The sequence below is a fragment of the Rhizobium sp. TH135 genome, assembly GCF_002855515.1.
Lineage (GTDB): Bacteria > Pseudomonadota > Alphaproteobacteria > Rhizobiales > Rhizobiaceae > Allorhizobium.
Genome location: NZ_PKRP01000009.1, coordinates 98,726 through 113,400 on the forward strand (window position 1 = coordinate 98,726; position 14,675 = coordinate 113,400).

12 protein-coding genes and 1 pseudogene are annotated in these 14,675 nt (G+C 61.4%); 3 read left to right on the top strand and 10 right to left on the bottom strand.

Going from position 1 to position 14,675, the window contains the following annotated elements:
* Window positions 1-44 precede the first annotated feature (44 nt).
* The 4 genes from C0V73_RS22410 to C0V73_RS22425 all read right to left on the bottom strand — a co-directional run bounded on the left by C0V73_RS22410 (window position 45) and on the right by C0V73_RS22425 (window position 3,851).
* Window positions 45-1,190: a site-specific integrase gene (locus C0V73_RS22410; protein WP_102022233.1), complete on the bottom strand. Its 1,146-nt coding sequence runs from the start codon at window positions 1,188-1,190 to the stop codon at window positions 45-47.
* A complete protein-coding gene (locus C0V73_RS22415; RefSeq protein WP_102022234.1) occupies window positions 1,180-1,599 on the bottom strand; it encodes a type II toxin-antitoxin system VapC family toxin in 420 nt (139 codons plus the stop codon). The genes C0V73_RS22410 and C0V73_RS22415 overlap by 11 nt, the downstream gene beginning before the upstream one ends.
* Entirely contained in the window at window positions 1,599-1,838 is a 240-nt protein-coding gene (locus C0V73_RS22420) for a type II toxin-antitoxin system prevent-host-death family antitoxin (RefSeq protein ID WP_102022235.1), read from the bottom strand. The genes C0V73_RS22415 and C0V73_RS22420 overlap by 1 nt, the downstream gene beginning before the upstream one ends.
* A gap of 339 nt (window positions 1,839-2,177) precedes the next feature.
* The gene (locus C0V73_RS22425; protein WP_102022236.1) at window positions 2,178-3,851 is read right to left on the bottom strand and encodes a transposase; all 1,674 of its coding nucleotides are present in this window, start codon (window positions 3,849-3,851) and stop codon (window positions 2,178-2,180) included.
* 14 nt (window positions 3,852-3,865) lie between these two features.
* Here C0V73_RS22425 and C0V73_RS22430 point away from each other — a divergent pair, with 14 nt between their 5' ends.
* A complete protein-coding gene (locus C0V73_RS22430) occupies window positions 3,866-5,014 on the top strand; it encodes an RHE_PE00001 family protein (RefSeq protein WP_102022237.1) in 1,149 nt (382 codons plus the stop codon).
* 169 nt (window positions 5,015-5,183) lie between these two features.
* Window positions 5,184-6,325, top strand: a pseudogene (locus C0V73_RS22435) (IS3 family transposase).
* Between the two features lie 363 nt (window positions 6,326-6,688).
* Here the strand turns inward: C0V73_RS22435 and C0V73_RS22440 are convergent.
* The 6 genes from C0V73_RS22440 to C0V73_RS22465 are packed head-to-tail and all read right to left on the bottom strand — an operon-like array spanning window position 6,689 to window position 13,186.
* Window positions 6,689-7,591, bottom strand: coding sequence for a carbohydrate kinase family protein (locus C0V73_RS22440; protein WP_102022238.1), 903 nt, complete (start codon window positions 7,589-7,591; stop codon window positions 6,689-6,691).
* Window positions 7,588-8,625 carry a sn-glycerol-3-phosphate ABC transporter ATP-binding protein UgpC gene (gene ugpC / locus C0V73_RS22445; protein ID WP_102022239.1) on the bottom strand — a complete coding sequence of 346 codons (1,038 nt, stop codon included), beginning with the start codon at window positions 8,623-8,625 and terminating at the stop codon, window positions 7,588-7,590. Before ugpC ends, C0V73_RS22440 begins: the two co-directional genes overlap by 4 nt.
* Window positions 8,625-10,139 carry an argininosuccinate lyase gene (gene argH, locus C0V73_RS22450; protein WP_102022240.1) on the bottom strand — a complete coding sequence of 505 codons (1,515 nt, stop codon included), beginning with the start codon at window positions 10,137-10,139 and terminating at the stop codon, window positions 8,625-8,627. Before argH ends, ugpC begins: the two co-directional genes overlap by 1 nt.
* 4 nt (window positions 10,140-10,143) lie before the next feature.
* Window positions 10,144-10,986 carry a carbohydrate ABC transporter permease gene (locus C0V73_RS22455; RefSeq protein ID WP_102022241.1) on the bottom strand — a complete coding sequence of 281 codons (843 nt, stop codon included), beginning with the start codon at window positions 10,984-10,986 and terminating at the stop codon, window positions 10,144-10,146.
* A complete protein-coding gene (locus C0V73_RS22460; RefSeq protein ID WP_102022242.1) occupies window positions 10,983-11,918 on the bottom strand; it encodes a sugar ABC transporter permease in 936 nt (311 codons plus the stop codon). The genes C0V73_RS22455 and C0V73_RS22460 overlap by 4 nt, the downstream gene beginning before the upstream one ends.
* A gap of 14 nt (window positions 11,919-11,932) precedes the next feature.
* Complete coding sequence (locus tag C0V73_RS22465) at window positions 11,933-13,186, bottom strand: extracellular solute-binding protein (protein ID WP_172450275.1); 1,254 nt, start codon at window positions 13,184-13,186, stop codon at window positions 11,933-11,935.
* A gap of 252 nt (window positions 13,187-13,438) precedes the next feature.
* On the opposite strand from C0V73_RS22465, the gene C0V73_RS22470 reads away from it, so the two are divergent.
* Window positions 13,439-14,668, top strand: a complete 1,230-nt coding sequence (locus C0V73_RS22470) for an ROK family protein (protein WP_102022243.1) — start codon at window positions 13,439-13,441, stop codon at window positions 14,666-14,668.
* Window positions 14,669-14,675 lie beyond the last annotated feature (7 nt).

A 14,675-nucleotide genomic window follows, 5' to 3' on the forward strand; every position in this document is an offset into this window, starting at 1 on the left:
TGATCGCGATTGGCAGCGCGAACTAGCTATTGTCCCTGTGTGCTTCATCCAAGGAGCCGCGCGGCGCGTCCGCTGCGTCGCTGAGCATCATTGTAATAGGCCGACGCCTGTTGAACGGATCTATGCCGAGATTGCTCCATGGCTTCGGGGAGGGGAATGCCGCGATTGGCCGCTTCGGTTAGATAACCGGAGCGCAACCCATGTGCAGAAAACTCCGTCGGATCGAGCCCGGCCAGTTCCGCCCGCTGCTTAACGATATCATTGATGGCCTTCGGGTCCAGCGGCCGGCGAGACACATTGCCCCACCGATCAATCGCCCTGAAAACACTGCCCTTGTCGATTTTTGCAGCCGCAAGCCACGAGTTTAGCGCCTCCACCGGTCGACCGCTGAGGTAGACGACTTCATCACTGTCGGCGCCGCTGGTTTTGGTGCGCCCGAGTTGAATAGAAAGAGATAGTAGGGGAGGAGCCCCGTCAATCTGGATCGGCTCTTCCGGTTGCAGCTGTTCGATCCTGAGGCCGGCGATTTCGCTGCGGCGACGGCCGCCCGAGGCAAAGGCGACCATCAGGATCGCACTGTCTCTGACATCACGCAGGCTTCCCGTCGTGCAGGTTGCGAGCAGTCTGGAGAGAATATCCCCTGTGACGGCCTTGGCGCTTTTCCGTTTTCTTGGCCGCAGCGTCGCACGCACGGCCAAGCGGATTGCGGACTTGAGCGCAGGAGAACCGAAAAAACCGTCCAGCCCGCGCCATTTCGTCAGGGTCGACCAGGTGGCAAGGCGCCGGCGCACGGTGTCAGGCGCATGCGGGCCGGGCGACCGAAGTAATCCTTGAATGCGGAGCTTCTGCTCGACGTCAGCTGGCATGCCGTGATCCGGATCCGTCAGACGCTTCTCAGCGTTCCACAGGTGGTGCGCAACGAATTTGAGAAGGAGCGCTTCGGGTGCTGGCCAGGGAAGCGAGCGTCCTGTCGCCGCAAGCGACCAAGCCTGCAGGTAAGCAAGATCGGAGCTCAGCGCGCGTAGCGTGTTGGCACCCATGCCCTCGTTTACGAGATGGCGTAGGGTCTCGACGTCCTGATCGGTCAGCAATTCCGCCAGCTCATCCCGTCGGTCCATGGGTAGAACGGCGGCAATCGTGTCGAGTGTCGCTACTCGCGCCGCGAGCTCAGTAGGGCGATCAATGCTCATGCTCAGGCAATCCAAACACCGCCACACCTTCTGCGCGGGCAGCTTCCGCCAGTCGACGGTCGAGTGTGGCAAGAGGGAGCTGTTCGAGAAGTGCTAGAGCGAGGTAGGCGGCATTGTACGCACTGAGACGGTATTTCCGGGACAAACGCACCACCTCCGTGTCGTCGCCGGCGCCACTCAGGTGCAGTGGTAGGCCGCGGAACCGCGCCAGCGCCGAATGAACAAAATCAGCCGAGATCCGCTCTCGCTTTTCGGCGCTCAGGAGTATGCTGCGAATCTCATGGCGAAGCAGATCCGGCGCGACCGCGTCTTCCTCTCTCATGCGGGCCATTGCTAGTTCGGCGGTTGTGTTTTCTTCGTCCGGCAGCAGCCACGCGCCAGCGATCGAGGCATCAACGACAAAAGCCACTAGCGTCGGGCTTCCTGCTTCCATTCCTGGATTTCTTGATGGGTGACGGGCTTGGCCTGAGCGCGCAGCGCCCGCACGGCTTCGATCGCGGCCGTTCGCTGACGCCGTTCGTCCATGGCCACCAGGCGCGCTACCGGGTCATTGCCACGGGCGATGATGAAGTCCTCGCCGGCCTCGACGCGTGCCAGCAGTTCTGACAGATGCGTTTTGGCCTCGGCGACCTTGACGGTAACAGTCATGACAGTTCCTTCGTTATTCGTCCTCGCAATTTCTATGTAAAATAGACACCATGCCAGGGTTGGTCAATGGGCTGACTAACTCACCCCCGATAAGGGTTACTTATCGTAGGTCAGGAACCCCAGCCTCATTTATGCGATGTACGGAACCGTAATGCGCATATAGCTTTCTCTTACCGAATCATTTACCATAAATTCAATGTCTTACGATCTCACGAAATTGCCCATGCAGAGCCTGCTGAGGGTAAGCGGGGCTAATCCGGTGGCAACGCCGAGAAAATCTGCAGTTTCGGGGGCTTGTGCGGGCTGGCAGGATCGGCTGCTGAGAGGGCAGGGTGGTCGTCAGAGACGGGCCGCAACCAGGGAAGCGAGCGGGGCAATAGGATGATCTTTGTCGCTGATCCCCAGCCGATCGCCGAGGTAGTGCCAGAACGACAAGCCAAGCTTCTGGCAGGTCTTCGAGAGGCCCAGCATGCTGTCGCGCGCTTGGCGTCCGTTGCGGCTCACCGTGCCCCCGGAAATCTTCCGCTTGATGACAAAGCCGCGCAGATCTCGCTCCGACGCATTGGTGTGAAGCGGGATCTCTGGCCGCTCCAGAACCCTGAGCAGCTCCGGCTTGCGACGCCTCAGCCGAAACAGCAATTTGTCGAGATCGCCATAGCCGGTGCGGATCGAGAAAATCCGATCGAAGCGAGTCTGCAGGCCCTTGGCCATAACCGGGTCAGGCCTTCGTCGATACGCCTTCAGAGCCTTGTAAAAGTGCCAGATGAGCTCGCGCAGGGTTTCGACGTGCTTCACCTGGCCGGGCGTGGCCGGCATCAGTTTCTGCAGCAGCCGTTCTGCATGCACCCAACACAGCGCGTGGGTGCCGACCCGAAACTGCCCGGCATCGTCGGAGACGATCACCGCGTTTCCGACCAGGCCATGATGGCGGATGGCGCCCCATATGCCGGCCTCTGCGAATGGCCGAAGCGTCTCCGTGTCGAAGATGTCGATGCCATGTTCAGCGAGGTGCTGGAGGAAGGGCACCCGGTTGGCAAACCGCAGCGGTTCATGGGTGTTCAACCGGGCAGTAAGGGCAGGGTCGACCTGCCGGTCGTCCAGCAGCGCGAAAGCGGCGTCGTTGAGAACATAGTCCTGATAGTTGCCGCGCAAGAGGGCGAGGAAGTTCAGCCGCGACTTCGAGGACGCCGTGCGGAAGGCGGTGAAATGCTCGCCGCCAATATGCGTCGTATGGAAATTGCGGTTGGCGTGACGGGCACCGGTGTCGTCGACCGTGACATAGGGCGCCGAGACGAGGCCGGCATGCAGCACGGCCGCATCCTCGGCGTGGAAACCATCCAGCCTCTCTGTCAGGAACCGCACCACCTGGCGCTTCGATATTTCGACGCCAACGTCGTTGAGCAACGTCGTCATTCGCTGCGTCGTGACCTGCCCATGCGCATAAAGCATCAGACAAAACCGCCGCAGATTGGGTCCAAAGCCACCTCTTATCCCCGCAGGCAGCTGTGCTGTGATGGTCTCCCCCTCTGGCGTCACCCAGCACTCCCGCCGGTAACGAACCACCTCGACCTTGAGCACCAGATCCCGGACAAAGCAGTCCTTGTAGCCCTTAAAGCGCGATCCGTCCGGCACACTGGCCGGCAGCACCTCTTCACGGGTCACCCGCTTCGTGTCGTTCTTCGGCCCTCGCGGCCGGAGCGCCGGATTCTTGGCCGAGAGCGGCTTGTCACCCGTTGCCTTTTCCATCCCCGACGGTCTGAAGGGTGGGCGGGGCGGCAGGTTTTTAAGCCGCGCAATCTCGTCACGCAGAAGCTGATTGTCGATCTTCAGCCGGGTGTTCTCGAGCCTGAGCTGATCGTTCTCATCGCGAAGCCTTTGGTGTTCAGCTTCGAGCGTCTCAATTCGGGCGTCTGCCCGATCAGCACGCTCCACCAGGCCGGTCACGAGCTCGCGCAGCGCCTTCAGCGAGAGCGTGTCGGCATGCTCGGCCATGGGCAGGCGGCGCTTCGTCATCACGGGAGTGAATCATGAATTACCGCAAACAGGAATCCCTGGTGCCACCGGATTTGCTCCAGGTACTGCTGAGGCCGATCTCCGAGGCCGCCGTCGCGCTTGCCCGCCTCGACGAGCGCATTGCGCGCTCTCCCGTCGGCGAGGGCTTTCTGGAGCGCTCGCATTTCCTGGACGCGCATGCCTCGCTCTGGGTCGATGGGGAACTTGTCCATCTCGAAGATCTCGTCCTGCATGACGCTCTCCGGGACATCCGTGCTCCCACCCATGAACTCACCATCGCCCGCGACATCCTGAAAACCCGCCGTCGCATCGCCGCCCATCCACCGGCTTGGGCGCTCTCGGTTCAAGGCCTCGCCTCCCTCCGCGGGCGGGCGTGGCCCGCGGCATCATTGGGTGGAGACGGGGAGGGGGTGCCGGATAGGGGTGTCGAGGTGAGAGAAACTGGGGATGGAGTAGGTGAGGTGGAGGATCCGGACAATGATGGGCTGAGCGATGCGTTTGCCGCAATCGATGCGGTGCTTGCCCGCTCGGAGGCGACTATCGAAGAGGCGAAGAAGCCGGGGCGCGCCAAAAGCGCTCCGGAAAAGGACCCCTTCGTCTACGATCTCGACTGGGATGAGGGCGAGCGGCTGGCGGAGTGGCAAGCTGTGCTGGCTCGGGCCCAGGATTTGCCACCGGTCTGCCAAGCGATCGTGGCGCTCGACGCCTGGAATGAGATTGCCGTTCTCCAGCATGCGCCCTGGCTCGGTCGGCTGCTGGCCGCCTCGATCCTTCGTGAGGGTGGCGTCACCACCGGCGGACATCTCGCGGCGATCAATCTGGGGCTCAAAGCCATCCCCGTCGATCGGCGCCGGCATCGTGATCGTGAGACGCGGTTGCTGGCCATAGCGAAGGCTTTGACAATTGCTGCGGAGGCGGGGCTCAAGGAGCATGATCGACTGGTCTTGGCGCGGGAGATGATGCAGCGAAAGCTGGAGGGACGTCGGACGTCGTCCAGGCTTCCGGAACTCGTCGCGCTCGTCATGGCGCGGCCGCTGCTCTCGGCGGGCATGGTGGCAAAGACACTTGAGGTGACGCCGCAAGGCGCGCGGCGGATTGTGCAGGAGCTGGGGTTGAGGGAGATGACGGGGAGGGGGAGGTTTCGGGCCTGGGGAGTTATCTAAGACCCGATCACTGTTGCGCTCGCGCCCAAAGACGCTGGAAGAACTATGAGTCGTCATTGAAGAGTGGCCTGCTGCCGGTTTCTTGGACACCGAGTTAAGGTGCTTCCAATGAAACTGGAGTGCATGAACGCAACGAAGGAAGTTCAGCCGCGAGTACAAGCTTGAGGCGGTGAGATTGGTTCGAGAGCGTGGGGTCGGCGTTGCGTAAGCATCCCGCGATCTGGATGTTCATGAGAATGTCCTGCGCAAGTGGATCAGGGAATATGGTTCGGACCCAGCACAGGCTTTTCCTGGTCAGGGACATATGAAGCCTGAGCAGCTTGAGATCGAGAGGCTTCAGAAAGAAGTGGCCAAGCTGAAGGCGGAGCGTGGCATCTTAAAAAAGGCCGCCGCCTACTTTGCGAAGGACGTGATATGAAGTTCGCGTTCATTGCAAAGCACCGTTCGATCTGGCCCCTATCGTCGTTGCTCCGCATCGACTGCCGGGCAAAGGGTGGCATGGCTCTGCGAAGCGCTGGGTGTATCGCGTTCCGGCTTTCATGCCTGGTTAAACCGATCTCCGAGCCAGCATGCCCAGTATGACGAGGCTCTGCTCGACAAAATCAGGGACAGCTTCAGGGATAGCGACCGCACCTACGGCGCGCGGCGTGTCTGGGACGACCTCCTTGCCGAAGGTCTCTCCTGTGGTCTGCATCGTGTCGAGCGTCTCATGCGCGCCAATGCATTGAGAGCAAGCCCGAGACGGCGAGGCTTGCCGAGAGACGAAGGCGCGCGCCCTGTCATCATGCCGAATGTGCTAGACCGACAATTCGCGGCAGCAAGACCGAACCAGAAGTGGGTGGCCGATTTTACATATCTGTGGACGGCTGAGGGATGGCTCTATGTGGCTGCCGTCATCGACCTGTTCTCGCGCTGTGTCGTTGGCTGGTCGATGAATGCCAACAGGACGGCCCAGCTCGTCACAGATGCTCTGATCATGGCCATCTGGCGCAGAGGCAAGCCGGATGCGCTTCTCCACCATTCCGACCAGGCAGCCAATACACGAGCGAGCAGTTCCAGCGTCTCATGGCCGATCACGGCATCACGTGCTCGATGAGCCGATCCGGCAATGTCTGCGACAATGCCGCGATGGAAAGCTCCTTCTCATCACTCAAAACGGAAAGGACAGCTCGCAAGGTCTACAGGACCAGGGGCGATGCAAAGGCGGACGTGTTCGATTACATCGAGCGCTTCTACAATCCAAAGCGTCGCCATTCGACACTGGGCTACCTCAGCCCGATGGAATTTGAAAACAAGGTGGGATTAGCTTAACTCGGTGTCCGAAAAACCGGCAGCAGGCCACAATGAAGAAGCTTGTCTCGTGTCGCGGTCCAAATGGTCCCCTGCCTGGAAAAAGCTCAACCGACAGAGCCGAATCGGTAAATGTGCCGAGCGTCACCCAATCGCCGATTCGGTTGGAAACAACGCCGAGCATATGCCACAGATCCCAGAACAAGGCCGTAGCCTCCAGCGACAGGCTTTCCTGCAGCGGTGCGGCCAAGATCTATTCAGTGAGAAGTCAAGAGGTTCTTTTTCGGCGGCGCGGATGCTTATGGAAAAGTGTGGAACGAAAAGTATTCTGGCGGCAGGCCTATGTGGCGATGCCCGCGGCGCCGAAACAGGATTGCTTGTGGCTTAAGCGTTGGAGAGCCGGAAACCCGTTGCGCCGCCTGCTGTTCCAACGGCGACGCTTCCGGCACGGATGCCGATTGCAAGGCAGGTTTCCAGAGGGCTGGAGCGCAGCCACCCGTCCACGAAGCCGGCATTGAAGGCGTCGCCGGCGCCAGTGGTGTCGACGACCGGCACGGGCTCGGCCGGCGCGTGAACGATACAGCCGCCGGATGTCGCCCAGGCCCCGTTGGCGCCGTCCTTCAGCGCGACGCAGGGAAAGGCATGCATCAGGGAGCGGATGGCTGTTTCCGCATCGGCGCTGCCGGTGATCGCCTGCGCTTCCTCCTGGTTCGGCAAAAACAGGTCCACACCGGCGCAGGCCTTCAGCAGGCCGGGATCGTAGATCAAGTTCGCATCCCAGCTGGGATCGAGCGAGACCGTGAGACCGTTTGCCTTGGCCCTAGCCACGAGGTCAGGTATCTCGTGCAGTGTTGCATATTCGGCGATATGCAGGTGTCCTGCCTCAGCCCAATCGAAGGCGTCGGCAAGCGTTGCGGGCAGGGCGGGGCCTGCGCGTCGGGTCAGGAAGGCCCGGTCGTGGGCGACGACCGTTGCGACAGTGACCTGCGGACCCGCATCGGGCGCATGCTCGATGAAGCGAAGATCGACGCCGCTTTCGCGCATCTGATGGCCGACATGGAGGGACAGCGGATCCGTTCCCAGGCGTGCAACGAGGGCGACGTGGCGTCCGGCATGGTGGAAATGCGCGGCCGAAATGAACGCGCCGCCGCCAGCGGCAATGTCCATGCTGTTGGCGAAGAGTTCACGTCCAAGCACCGGCATTTCGTCCAGTCCGGTGAAAATGAGATCGCAGTAGATCCGCCCGATGGTCAGGACGGCGGCTCTTTCTCCGGCATATGTCCTCATGACCGACCCAGGAACCTCTCTGTCGCGGTATCGAACAGGTAGAGGCTGCCGTTGGCGGCGGTGCAGGTCAATGTGCTGTTTACTGCCGGCACGAACTTGTCGCGGGCCGTGGCAATTACCGGCGTGCCCGCGACATCCAGGTGGACCAGCGTCTCGGGACCTAGCGGCTCCACGGCAATGACGGTACCAACGACCTTCATGCCGTTTCCCACCTGGCCCGATTTCGCCACCAGATCATGCGGCCGGATGCCCACGAGGATGTCTCCGGTCTCCGCCAGTTCAACGGCATTGCCCTGCCGGCGACCGGCAATCAGGTTCATCGACGGACTGCCGATGAAGCGGGCGGTGAAGACATCCACGGGGCTCTCGTAGAGCTCAGAGGGTGTGCCGACCTGCAGGATCTTGCCATCACGCATCACCACGATCCGATCGGCCATGGTCATCGCCTCGATCTGGTCATGGGTGACGTAGACTGTCGTGGTCTTCAGGCGCTGGTGCAGCCGCTTGATCTCGATGCGCATCTGCGCGCGCAGCTGGGCGTCGAGGTTGGACAGCGGCTCATCGAACAGGAAAGCGGAGGGATCGCGCACCATGGCGCGCCCGATGGCGACGCGCTGGCGCTGGCCGCCGGAGAGGGCCGCCGGCCGGCGGTCGAGGAAAGTTTCCAGACCAAGGATGCGGGCTGCTTCCTCGATCCGCTTGTCCTTCTCCGCCCTGACGAGCTTTGATGTGTAGAGGCCGAACCCAATGTTTTGCCGCACCGTCAGATGGGGGTAGATCGCGTAGTTTTGGAACACCATTGCGATGTTGCGCTGCTTCGGTTCGCGCTCGTTGACGACCTCGCTGCCAATCCTGAGAGTGCCGCCCGAGATATCCTCGAGACCCGCAATCATCCGCAGCGTCGTCGACTTGCCGCATCCGGACGGGCCGACGAAGACGACGAATTCGCCGTCGGCAATCGACAGGTCGATGCCGCGCACCGCCTCGACCTTGCCATAGCGCTTAACCAGTTTCTCAAGTTTGATCGTCGCCATCAACGAGCTCCCGTCAGCGCGGTGAATTTCTGCTCAAGTTCGGTCGCAGCCGCTGCCTGTCTTGCTGCCGCCTGTTCAGCCTCCGCCTCAAAGGCGGCCAGTCGCTCGCGGTACACGGCAAGGGCTGCCTGCATCGGCGCCAGTGCCGGCCCGCCGAAACGGTCGCGCACGGCGACGAAATGTTCAGGCGAGACGATGTCCCGGAACTTTTGCTCATCGACAGACGGCGCCCGCCCGACCGAATGCTGGAAGGCATCTTGGAATGGCTCGTAGCCGTCATTGGGGAGATCGCCCTTGGCGGCAACCACGCTTTTGGCCGTGGTCGCTGCGATCTCGTGGGCCTCGCGGAAAGACAGGCCTTCGATGCGCACCAGCGAATCCGCCAGTTCCGTAATGGTGATGCAGGAGCGGCGGATGTTCTGGTCGACCCGTTCGGGATCGATGCTGATCTGGCCGATCAGGGCGGCCAGCAGGTCCAGAACCCGTGAGGCGGAAACGAAGGCCTCATAGCCCATACCCTGGGTTTCGCCCTCGCTGTCGTTCATGTCGGTAAACGGCGTGTTGTGCATCACGTCGATGACAGTACGGGCGCGCCCGAATGTCTGGCTGGCGAGATGCCGCAAATGCTCGATCGGCACGGGGTTGCGCTTTTGCGGCATGATCGAGGAGATCTGGACCAGCGCATTGGGCACATAGATCTGCCCCACCTCGAAGCTCGTCCAGAACTGGAAGTCCTGGATCAGTCTACCGAGATGCAGGAACATCAGCTCGATGGCGGAGTAGGTCGATGTCGTATAGTCCACCGCCGCGATGCAGGAATAGGAATTGCGCTGCGCCGCCGAAAAGCCCAGCAGTTCGGCCACGCGGGCCCGGTCTATCGGGAAGCCCGAAGTGGTGATCGCCGCCGCCCCCATCGAGGACAGATCGACGATCCGGCGCGCTTCGGCAAAGCGTTCGATGTCCCGGATCAGGACTTCAATCGCGGCAGAAAGATAGTGGCCGAAGGTCGAGGGCTGGGCCGGCTGCCCGTGGGTGTAGGCAACGATGAGGGTAGCCTGCTGGCGATCGGCAGCGTCGATCATGACGGCCAGAAGCGCCCGTGCCTTGACCATCAGCGCATCGATGCGCTCCTTCAGGCCCAGCTTGAACAGGGTGTGGTCGATGTCGTTGCGGGAGCGGGCCGTGTGCAGGCGGCCGGCGATGTCGACGCCGATGCGCGCCTTCAATTCCCTCTCAATCAGGAAGAAGAAGTCTTCTACCTCGCCGGTATAGACGAGGGTCGACGGATCGATCTCGGCATCGATTGCCTCCAGCGCGCCGGCAATCCGTCCAGCGGTGTCGCGGTCCAGAATGCCTGTTTCGACGAGCATGACCAGATGCGCGCGGTCGATGCGGCGGAACGCCTCGACATGGTGCCCCTTGGCACCGTCGAACAGCGGGCGCAGCACGGTTTCCTTGTAGACCGGATCGGGAAAGTGGCTGGTATCGGAAAGTCGCGGGTTCATGTCCGCCATGGTCTTATCCTTTCAGGCCGGCAAGCATGACACCGCGAACGATGTAGCGTTGCAGGACGAGGAACACGAGAAGCGTCGGCAGGGTGGCGATGGCGGCCCCCGTCATGATCATTTCCCACTGGATCGATTGCTCCACCGCGAAGCTCGAAAGCCCGACCGGCAGGGTGTAGAGTTCCTTGCTGGTGGTGACGATGAGGGGCCAGAAGAAGGCCGTCCAGTTGCCGAGGAAGGTGAAGATGGCCAGCGCCGACAGGGCCGGGGTGACCAGCGGCATCGCCACTTTCCACCAGATCTGGAATTCGTTGAGCCCGTCGACCCGTGCCGCCTCGATGAAATCGTTGGGTACCGTTTCGAAGAACTGCTTCATCAGGAACGTGCCGAAGGCGGTCATCATGCCCGGAAACATGATGCCCCAATAGCTGTCCAGCCAGCCGAGCTGGCTCGACATCAGGTACCACGGGATGACAAGCATTTCCGTCGGAATCATCAGCGTCGAGAGGATGGCGATGAAGATGAACTGCCGTCCGCGAAACTGGAATTTGGCAAGCGTGTAGCCGACAAGGCTGTCGAAGAAGCAGTTCGACACCGTCACGGCCAGCGCGACGAGCGTCGAATTGAGAAACCAGCGCATGAAGCGCCCGTCCGCAAGGACCGCGATGTAGTTGGCAAGCGTCGGAGCGGCGGGGATCAGCCTGAGGTCGTAGACCTGGTCCGCGGTCTTCAGCGAAGTGGAGAACATGAAAGCGAGCGGCGAGATCATGATCACGCCGCCAATGAACAGCAGCGTCCAGGCGACGATGCGGCCGGGGCGAATGCCGGCGCGGTGAAGAACGGGCGCTTCGCTCATTTCTTTTCCCTCAGGATGAAGAGTTGCAGCAGCGACACGATCATCAGGATGACGAACAGCACCACCGTCTGCGCGGCTGCATAGCCCATGGCATAGGAATTGAACGCCGTCTGGTAGATCATCAGCACCAGCGGCTTGGTCGATCCGAGCGGTCCGCCGGGATCATTGGTTGTCATGTTGTAGACCTGGTCGAAGATGCGCAGGAACCCGATCGACGAGAACACAACCAGGAAAACCGTGGTCGGCTTGAGCAGCGGCAGCGTGATCTTGCGAAGGATTGCCCACTCGCCCAGACCATCGATGCGGGCCGCTTCGTAGAAGGTCGTCGGGATCGCGCGCAGGCCGGCCATGAAGATGATGATCTGGAAGCCGAGGCCCGCCCAGATCGCGGTCACCATGATCGACAACAGCGCCTGGTCCGTCGAGCGGATGAAGGGTTGCTGGGGAATGCCGATCATGCCGAAGATGTCGTTGATCACGCCGATCGGAGGCGGCTGATAGAACCACCGCCAGACCCAGGCCATGGCGGCGGCTGTGGTGAGGAAGGGCAGGAAATACAGCGCCCGGATGAAGTTGTGCATGAAGCGGACGCGGTCTAGGAAATAGGCGATGACAAAGGCCAGCAGCAGGCTGATTGGCGTGCCGATGATCAGGTAGGTGAAGGTGTTCTTGAACACCTTCCAGAATTGCGGGTCCTTGAACAGCTTGATGTAGTTGGCAAACCCCACGAGCTTGGCCGGCCGCAGCAGGTCCCAGTTGGTGAAGGACAGATAGAAGGCCTGTAAGGTCGGATAGAAACGGATCACCGCGTAGAAAAGGATGGGCAGGGCCAGAAAGCCCCAGACCCAGAGCAGCCGTTTCGTCTGCATGGAGAGGCGGTCACCGCCGCCGGGGCGACCAGCGGTCGCCCCTTGCTGTTCAATCACCGCCATGATCGGCTCCGATGTCAGGGCTTGGCCGCGTCGATGATTTCCTGCTCAGCCGCTGCCGCCTGTTTCAGGGATTCGGCGACCGGCTGGTTTTCCAGGAGAACCCGGTTGACCATGTCGATGGCGTTCTGGCGCTGTGCGGCTTCATCCACGAACTTGGTGGTATGGGAGTATTCCAGCCCCTTCAGGAACGGTCCGAAGATCGGATCCTTGAGGTTGGCGTCGGTAAGCGCTGCGGTGCGGCGTGCAGGCAGTTCACCCACCGTCTTGAGCCAGATATCCATGGCTTCAGGGGAGGTGATATAGGCCAGGAACTTCTTCGAGGCTTCCAGCTCTTCACCTGTGGTCTTGGCATTGATGCCATTTGCAAAGTAGCTGGCATAGTTGGAGCGGACGCCGTCTGCATTGGCGGGCAGTTCGGTGACGCCCCATTCGAAGTCCTTGATGGTGAGGAAAGAGCCGAGGCGGAAGGTGCCGTCGATCGTCATGCCGGCCTTGCCGCCGCGGAAAGCTGCCTGGCCCTCGTCCATGAAGCCGGCCTGGCCGATCTTCTTTTCAAGCTGCAGGCTGGTGTAGAAGGTCAGCGCCTTCAGGCCTGCCTCGCTGTCATAGGCAACCTTGGTGTCGCCATCGGTATAAGGCTCGCCGCCGAATTGGCGGATCAGGACTTCACGCCACCACTGGTGGTCCTGCCCGCCCATGTCGAGCGTCGAGCCGGCCACGGTGAGGTTGCCCGAGGCATCGCGCTGGGCAATCTTTTCAGCAGCAGCTACGTATTCGTCAAGCGTCTTGGGCGGGTTGTTCGGGTCGAGGCCTGCTTCGGTGAACAGCTTCTTGTTGTAGAAGAGCGCGAGCGAACGGACCGCTGTCGGCAGGCCGTAATAGTCCTCGCCACGCTTCATCGCCGTTACGATCGGGAAAAATTCACTCTCGATCTTGTCATGCGGGAAGGCATCGGTCGGAAGCGGCTGCAGGATGCCGCCGGCGGCAAACTTGTCGAGCCAGCCGTAGAACAGCTGCATCACGTCAGGGCCATTGCCCGACATGTTGGCTGCGATCACGCGGGTCTGGTAATCGGCATAGGGAAAGGTCACCTGTTTCACGGTGATGTCGGGATTGGCCTTCTGAAACTCGGCGATCAGCTGGTCCATCGCCTTGACGCGCGTATCGAAGACATACTGCCAGTATTCGATTTCCACCGCCTGAGCGGCATTGAATGCCAATGTGCTGAATCCGGCGACGAGACCGGCGAACAAAGTTGCCTTGCGCATGTGAGCCTCCAGTTTCCCCGCCGGCTTTTCCGGTCTTGGGGGTTGTTCCCTGCGTCCATCACCGTTGGCGTGACAGCACGCTCCAACATCCGGGGATTGTGCATTCCCGGCGGACCGACGGCCTTTCCTGACCGTCATTCGATGACTACGGTCTCCCGAGATTGGTCGGATGTCAATAAGATAATTTACTTGAATTATTGTATTGCGAGCGCCGGCTTTTGGACGCTATGAATTTCGAGTGAGGAAAGCGACATGACCCTACACCCGATCGGGAATCACCCTGTTGCCATCGGCAAGAACCCGGAGCGCAGCCGCGACCATAATCGCCGGGTGGTGCTGGATATCGTGCGCCAGCACGAAACCCTGGGGCGTGCTCACATCGCGAAGCTGACGCAACTGACGCAGCAGGCGGTCGCAAACATCGTCGATGAACTGGTGGGCGAAGGCCTGCTGATGGAAATGGGGCGGCTTCGGACAGGCCGGGGTCAGCCGCCGATCCAGTTTGCTGTGAACCCCGAGGGTGGCGTGACGATCGGCGTCGAAATCGCTGCCGACCACATCGTCACCGTGGCGCTGGATCTGTCTGGCCGGCTGAAGGCGCAGCGCATCCTCTCGCTGCGGGACCGGGAGCCGGACAATATCCTGTCGACATTCGCGTCCGAGTTTAACGCGATGCGGGAGATTGCAGGCTCCAGGCATTTTGGCACCGGTGTGGTCATGCCGGGGCCTTTCGAGATCGAGGGTATGAGTTCGGTTGGCCCGACCACTCTGCCGGGCTGGGCCGGGCGCGATGCCGCCCAGGCCCTGAGCGAAGCCTGCGGACATCAGGTCATCGTCGAGAACGACGCAACGGCTGCAGCCGTGGGTGAGCGGCTGTTCGGGGCGGGCCTCGCCATTTCTAATTTCTGCATGGTCTATTTCGGCGTGGGTCTCGGGCTTGGCATCATCCAGGATGGCGCGCCCTATCGGGGAGCCTTCGGAAATGCCGGCGAGATCGGCCATGTCACCGTCATGCCCAGGGGCAAGCAATGCCCCTCTTGCGGACAGCGCGGTTGCCTGGAAGGCTATGTGTCCACATATGCGCTGAAGGAAAAGCTAGGCTCCGCCGGGATTGTTGCCCCGTCCTTCGACGACCTCGAGCGGCTTCATGCCGAGCGCCATCCGGTCATCGTCGACTGGGTGGAAGAGGCCGCCATGTACCTGGGGCCCATGGTGGCGATGCTGGAAAACATCCTCGACCCGCAGACACTCATCTTCGGCGGCACGCTGCCCGATTCGATCATCGATGACGTCATCGCCCACATGGCGCCGCTGCCAGTCTCGGTCGCGAGCCGCCGCGAGCGCGATCTGGCGCGCGTGATCCGCGGCCAGACCGGCCAGTTGACGGCGGCGCTGGGTGCCGCCGCCCTTCCCTTATTCGACATGGTGACGCCGAAGCTGGAGATATCGCTCCGTGCTTCCGGCGGTTCCATCGCGCCATGACAACCTG

What these genes read in the sequence shown, in the direction of transcription:
- C0V73_RS22410 (WP_102022233.1), bottom strand. Translation starts at nt 1,190, where the DNA reads ATGAGCATTGATCGCCCTACTGAGCTCGCGGCGCGAGTAGCGACACTC.
- C0V73_RS22420 (WP_102022235.1), bottom strand. Translation starts at nt 1,838, where the DNA reads ATGACTGTTACCGTCAAGGTCGCCGAGGCCAAAACGCATCTGTCAGAA.
- C0V73_RS22425 (WP_102022236.1), bottom strand. Translation starts at nt 3,851, where the DNA reads ATGACGAAGCGCCGCCTGCCCATGGCCGAGCATGCCGACACGCTCTCG.
- C0V73_RS22430 (WP_102022237.1), top strand. Translation starts at nt 3,866, where the DNA reads ATGAATTACCGCAAACAGGAATCCCTGGTGCCACCGGATTTGCTCCAG.
- C0V73_RS22440 (WP_102022238.1), bottom strand. Translation starts at nt 7,591, where the DNA reads ATGAGGACATATGCCGGAGAAAGAGCCGCCGTCCTGACCATCGGGCGG.
- ugpC (WP_102022239.1), bottom strand. Translation starts at nt 8,625, where the DNA reads ATGGCGACGATCAAACTTGAGAAACTGGTTAAGCGCTATGGCAAGGTC.
- argH (WP_102022240.1), bottom strand. Translation starts at nt 10,139, where the DNA reads ATGGCGGACATGAACCCGCGACTTTCCGATACCAGCCACTTTCCCGAT.
- C0V73_RS22455 (WP_102022241.1), bottom strand. Translation starts at nt 10,986, where the DNA reads ATGAGCGAAGCGCCCGTTCTTCACCGCGCCGGCATTCGCCCCGGCCGC.
- C0V73_RS22460 (WP_102022242.1), bottom strand. Translation starts at nt 11,918, where the DNA reads ATGGCGGTGATTGAACAGCAAGGGGCGACCGCTGGTCGCCCCGGCGGC.
- C0V73_RS22465 (WP_172450275.1), bottom strand. Translation starts at nt 13,186, where the DNA reads ATGCGCAAGGCAACTTTGTTCGCCGGTCTCGTCGCCGGATTCAGCACA.
- C0V73_RS22470 (WP_102022243.1), top strand. Translation starts at nt 13,439, where the DNA reads ATGACCCTACACCCGATCGGGAATCACCCTGTTGCCATCGGCAAGAAC.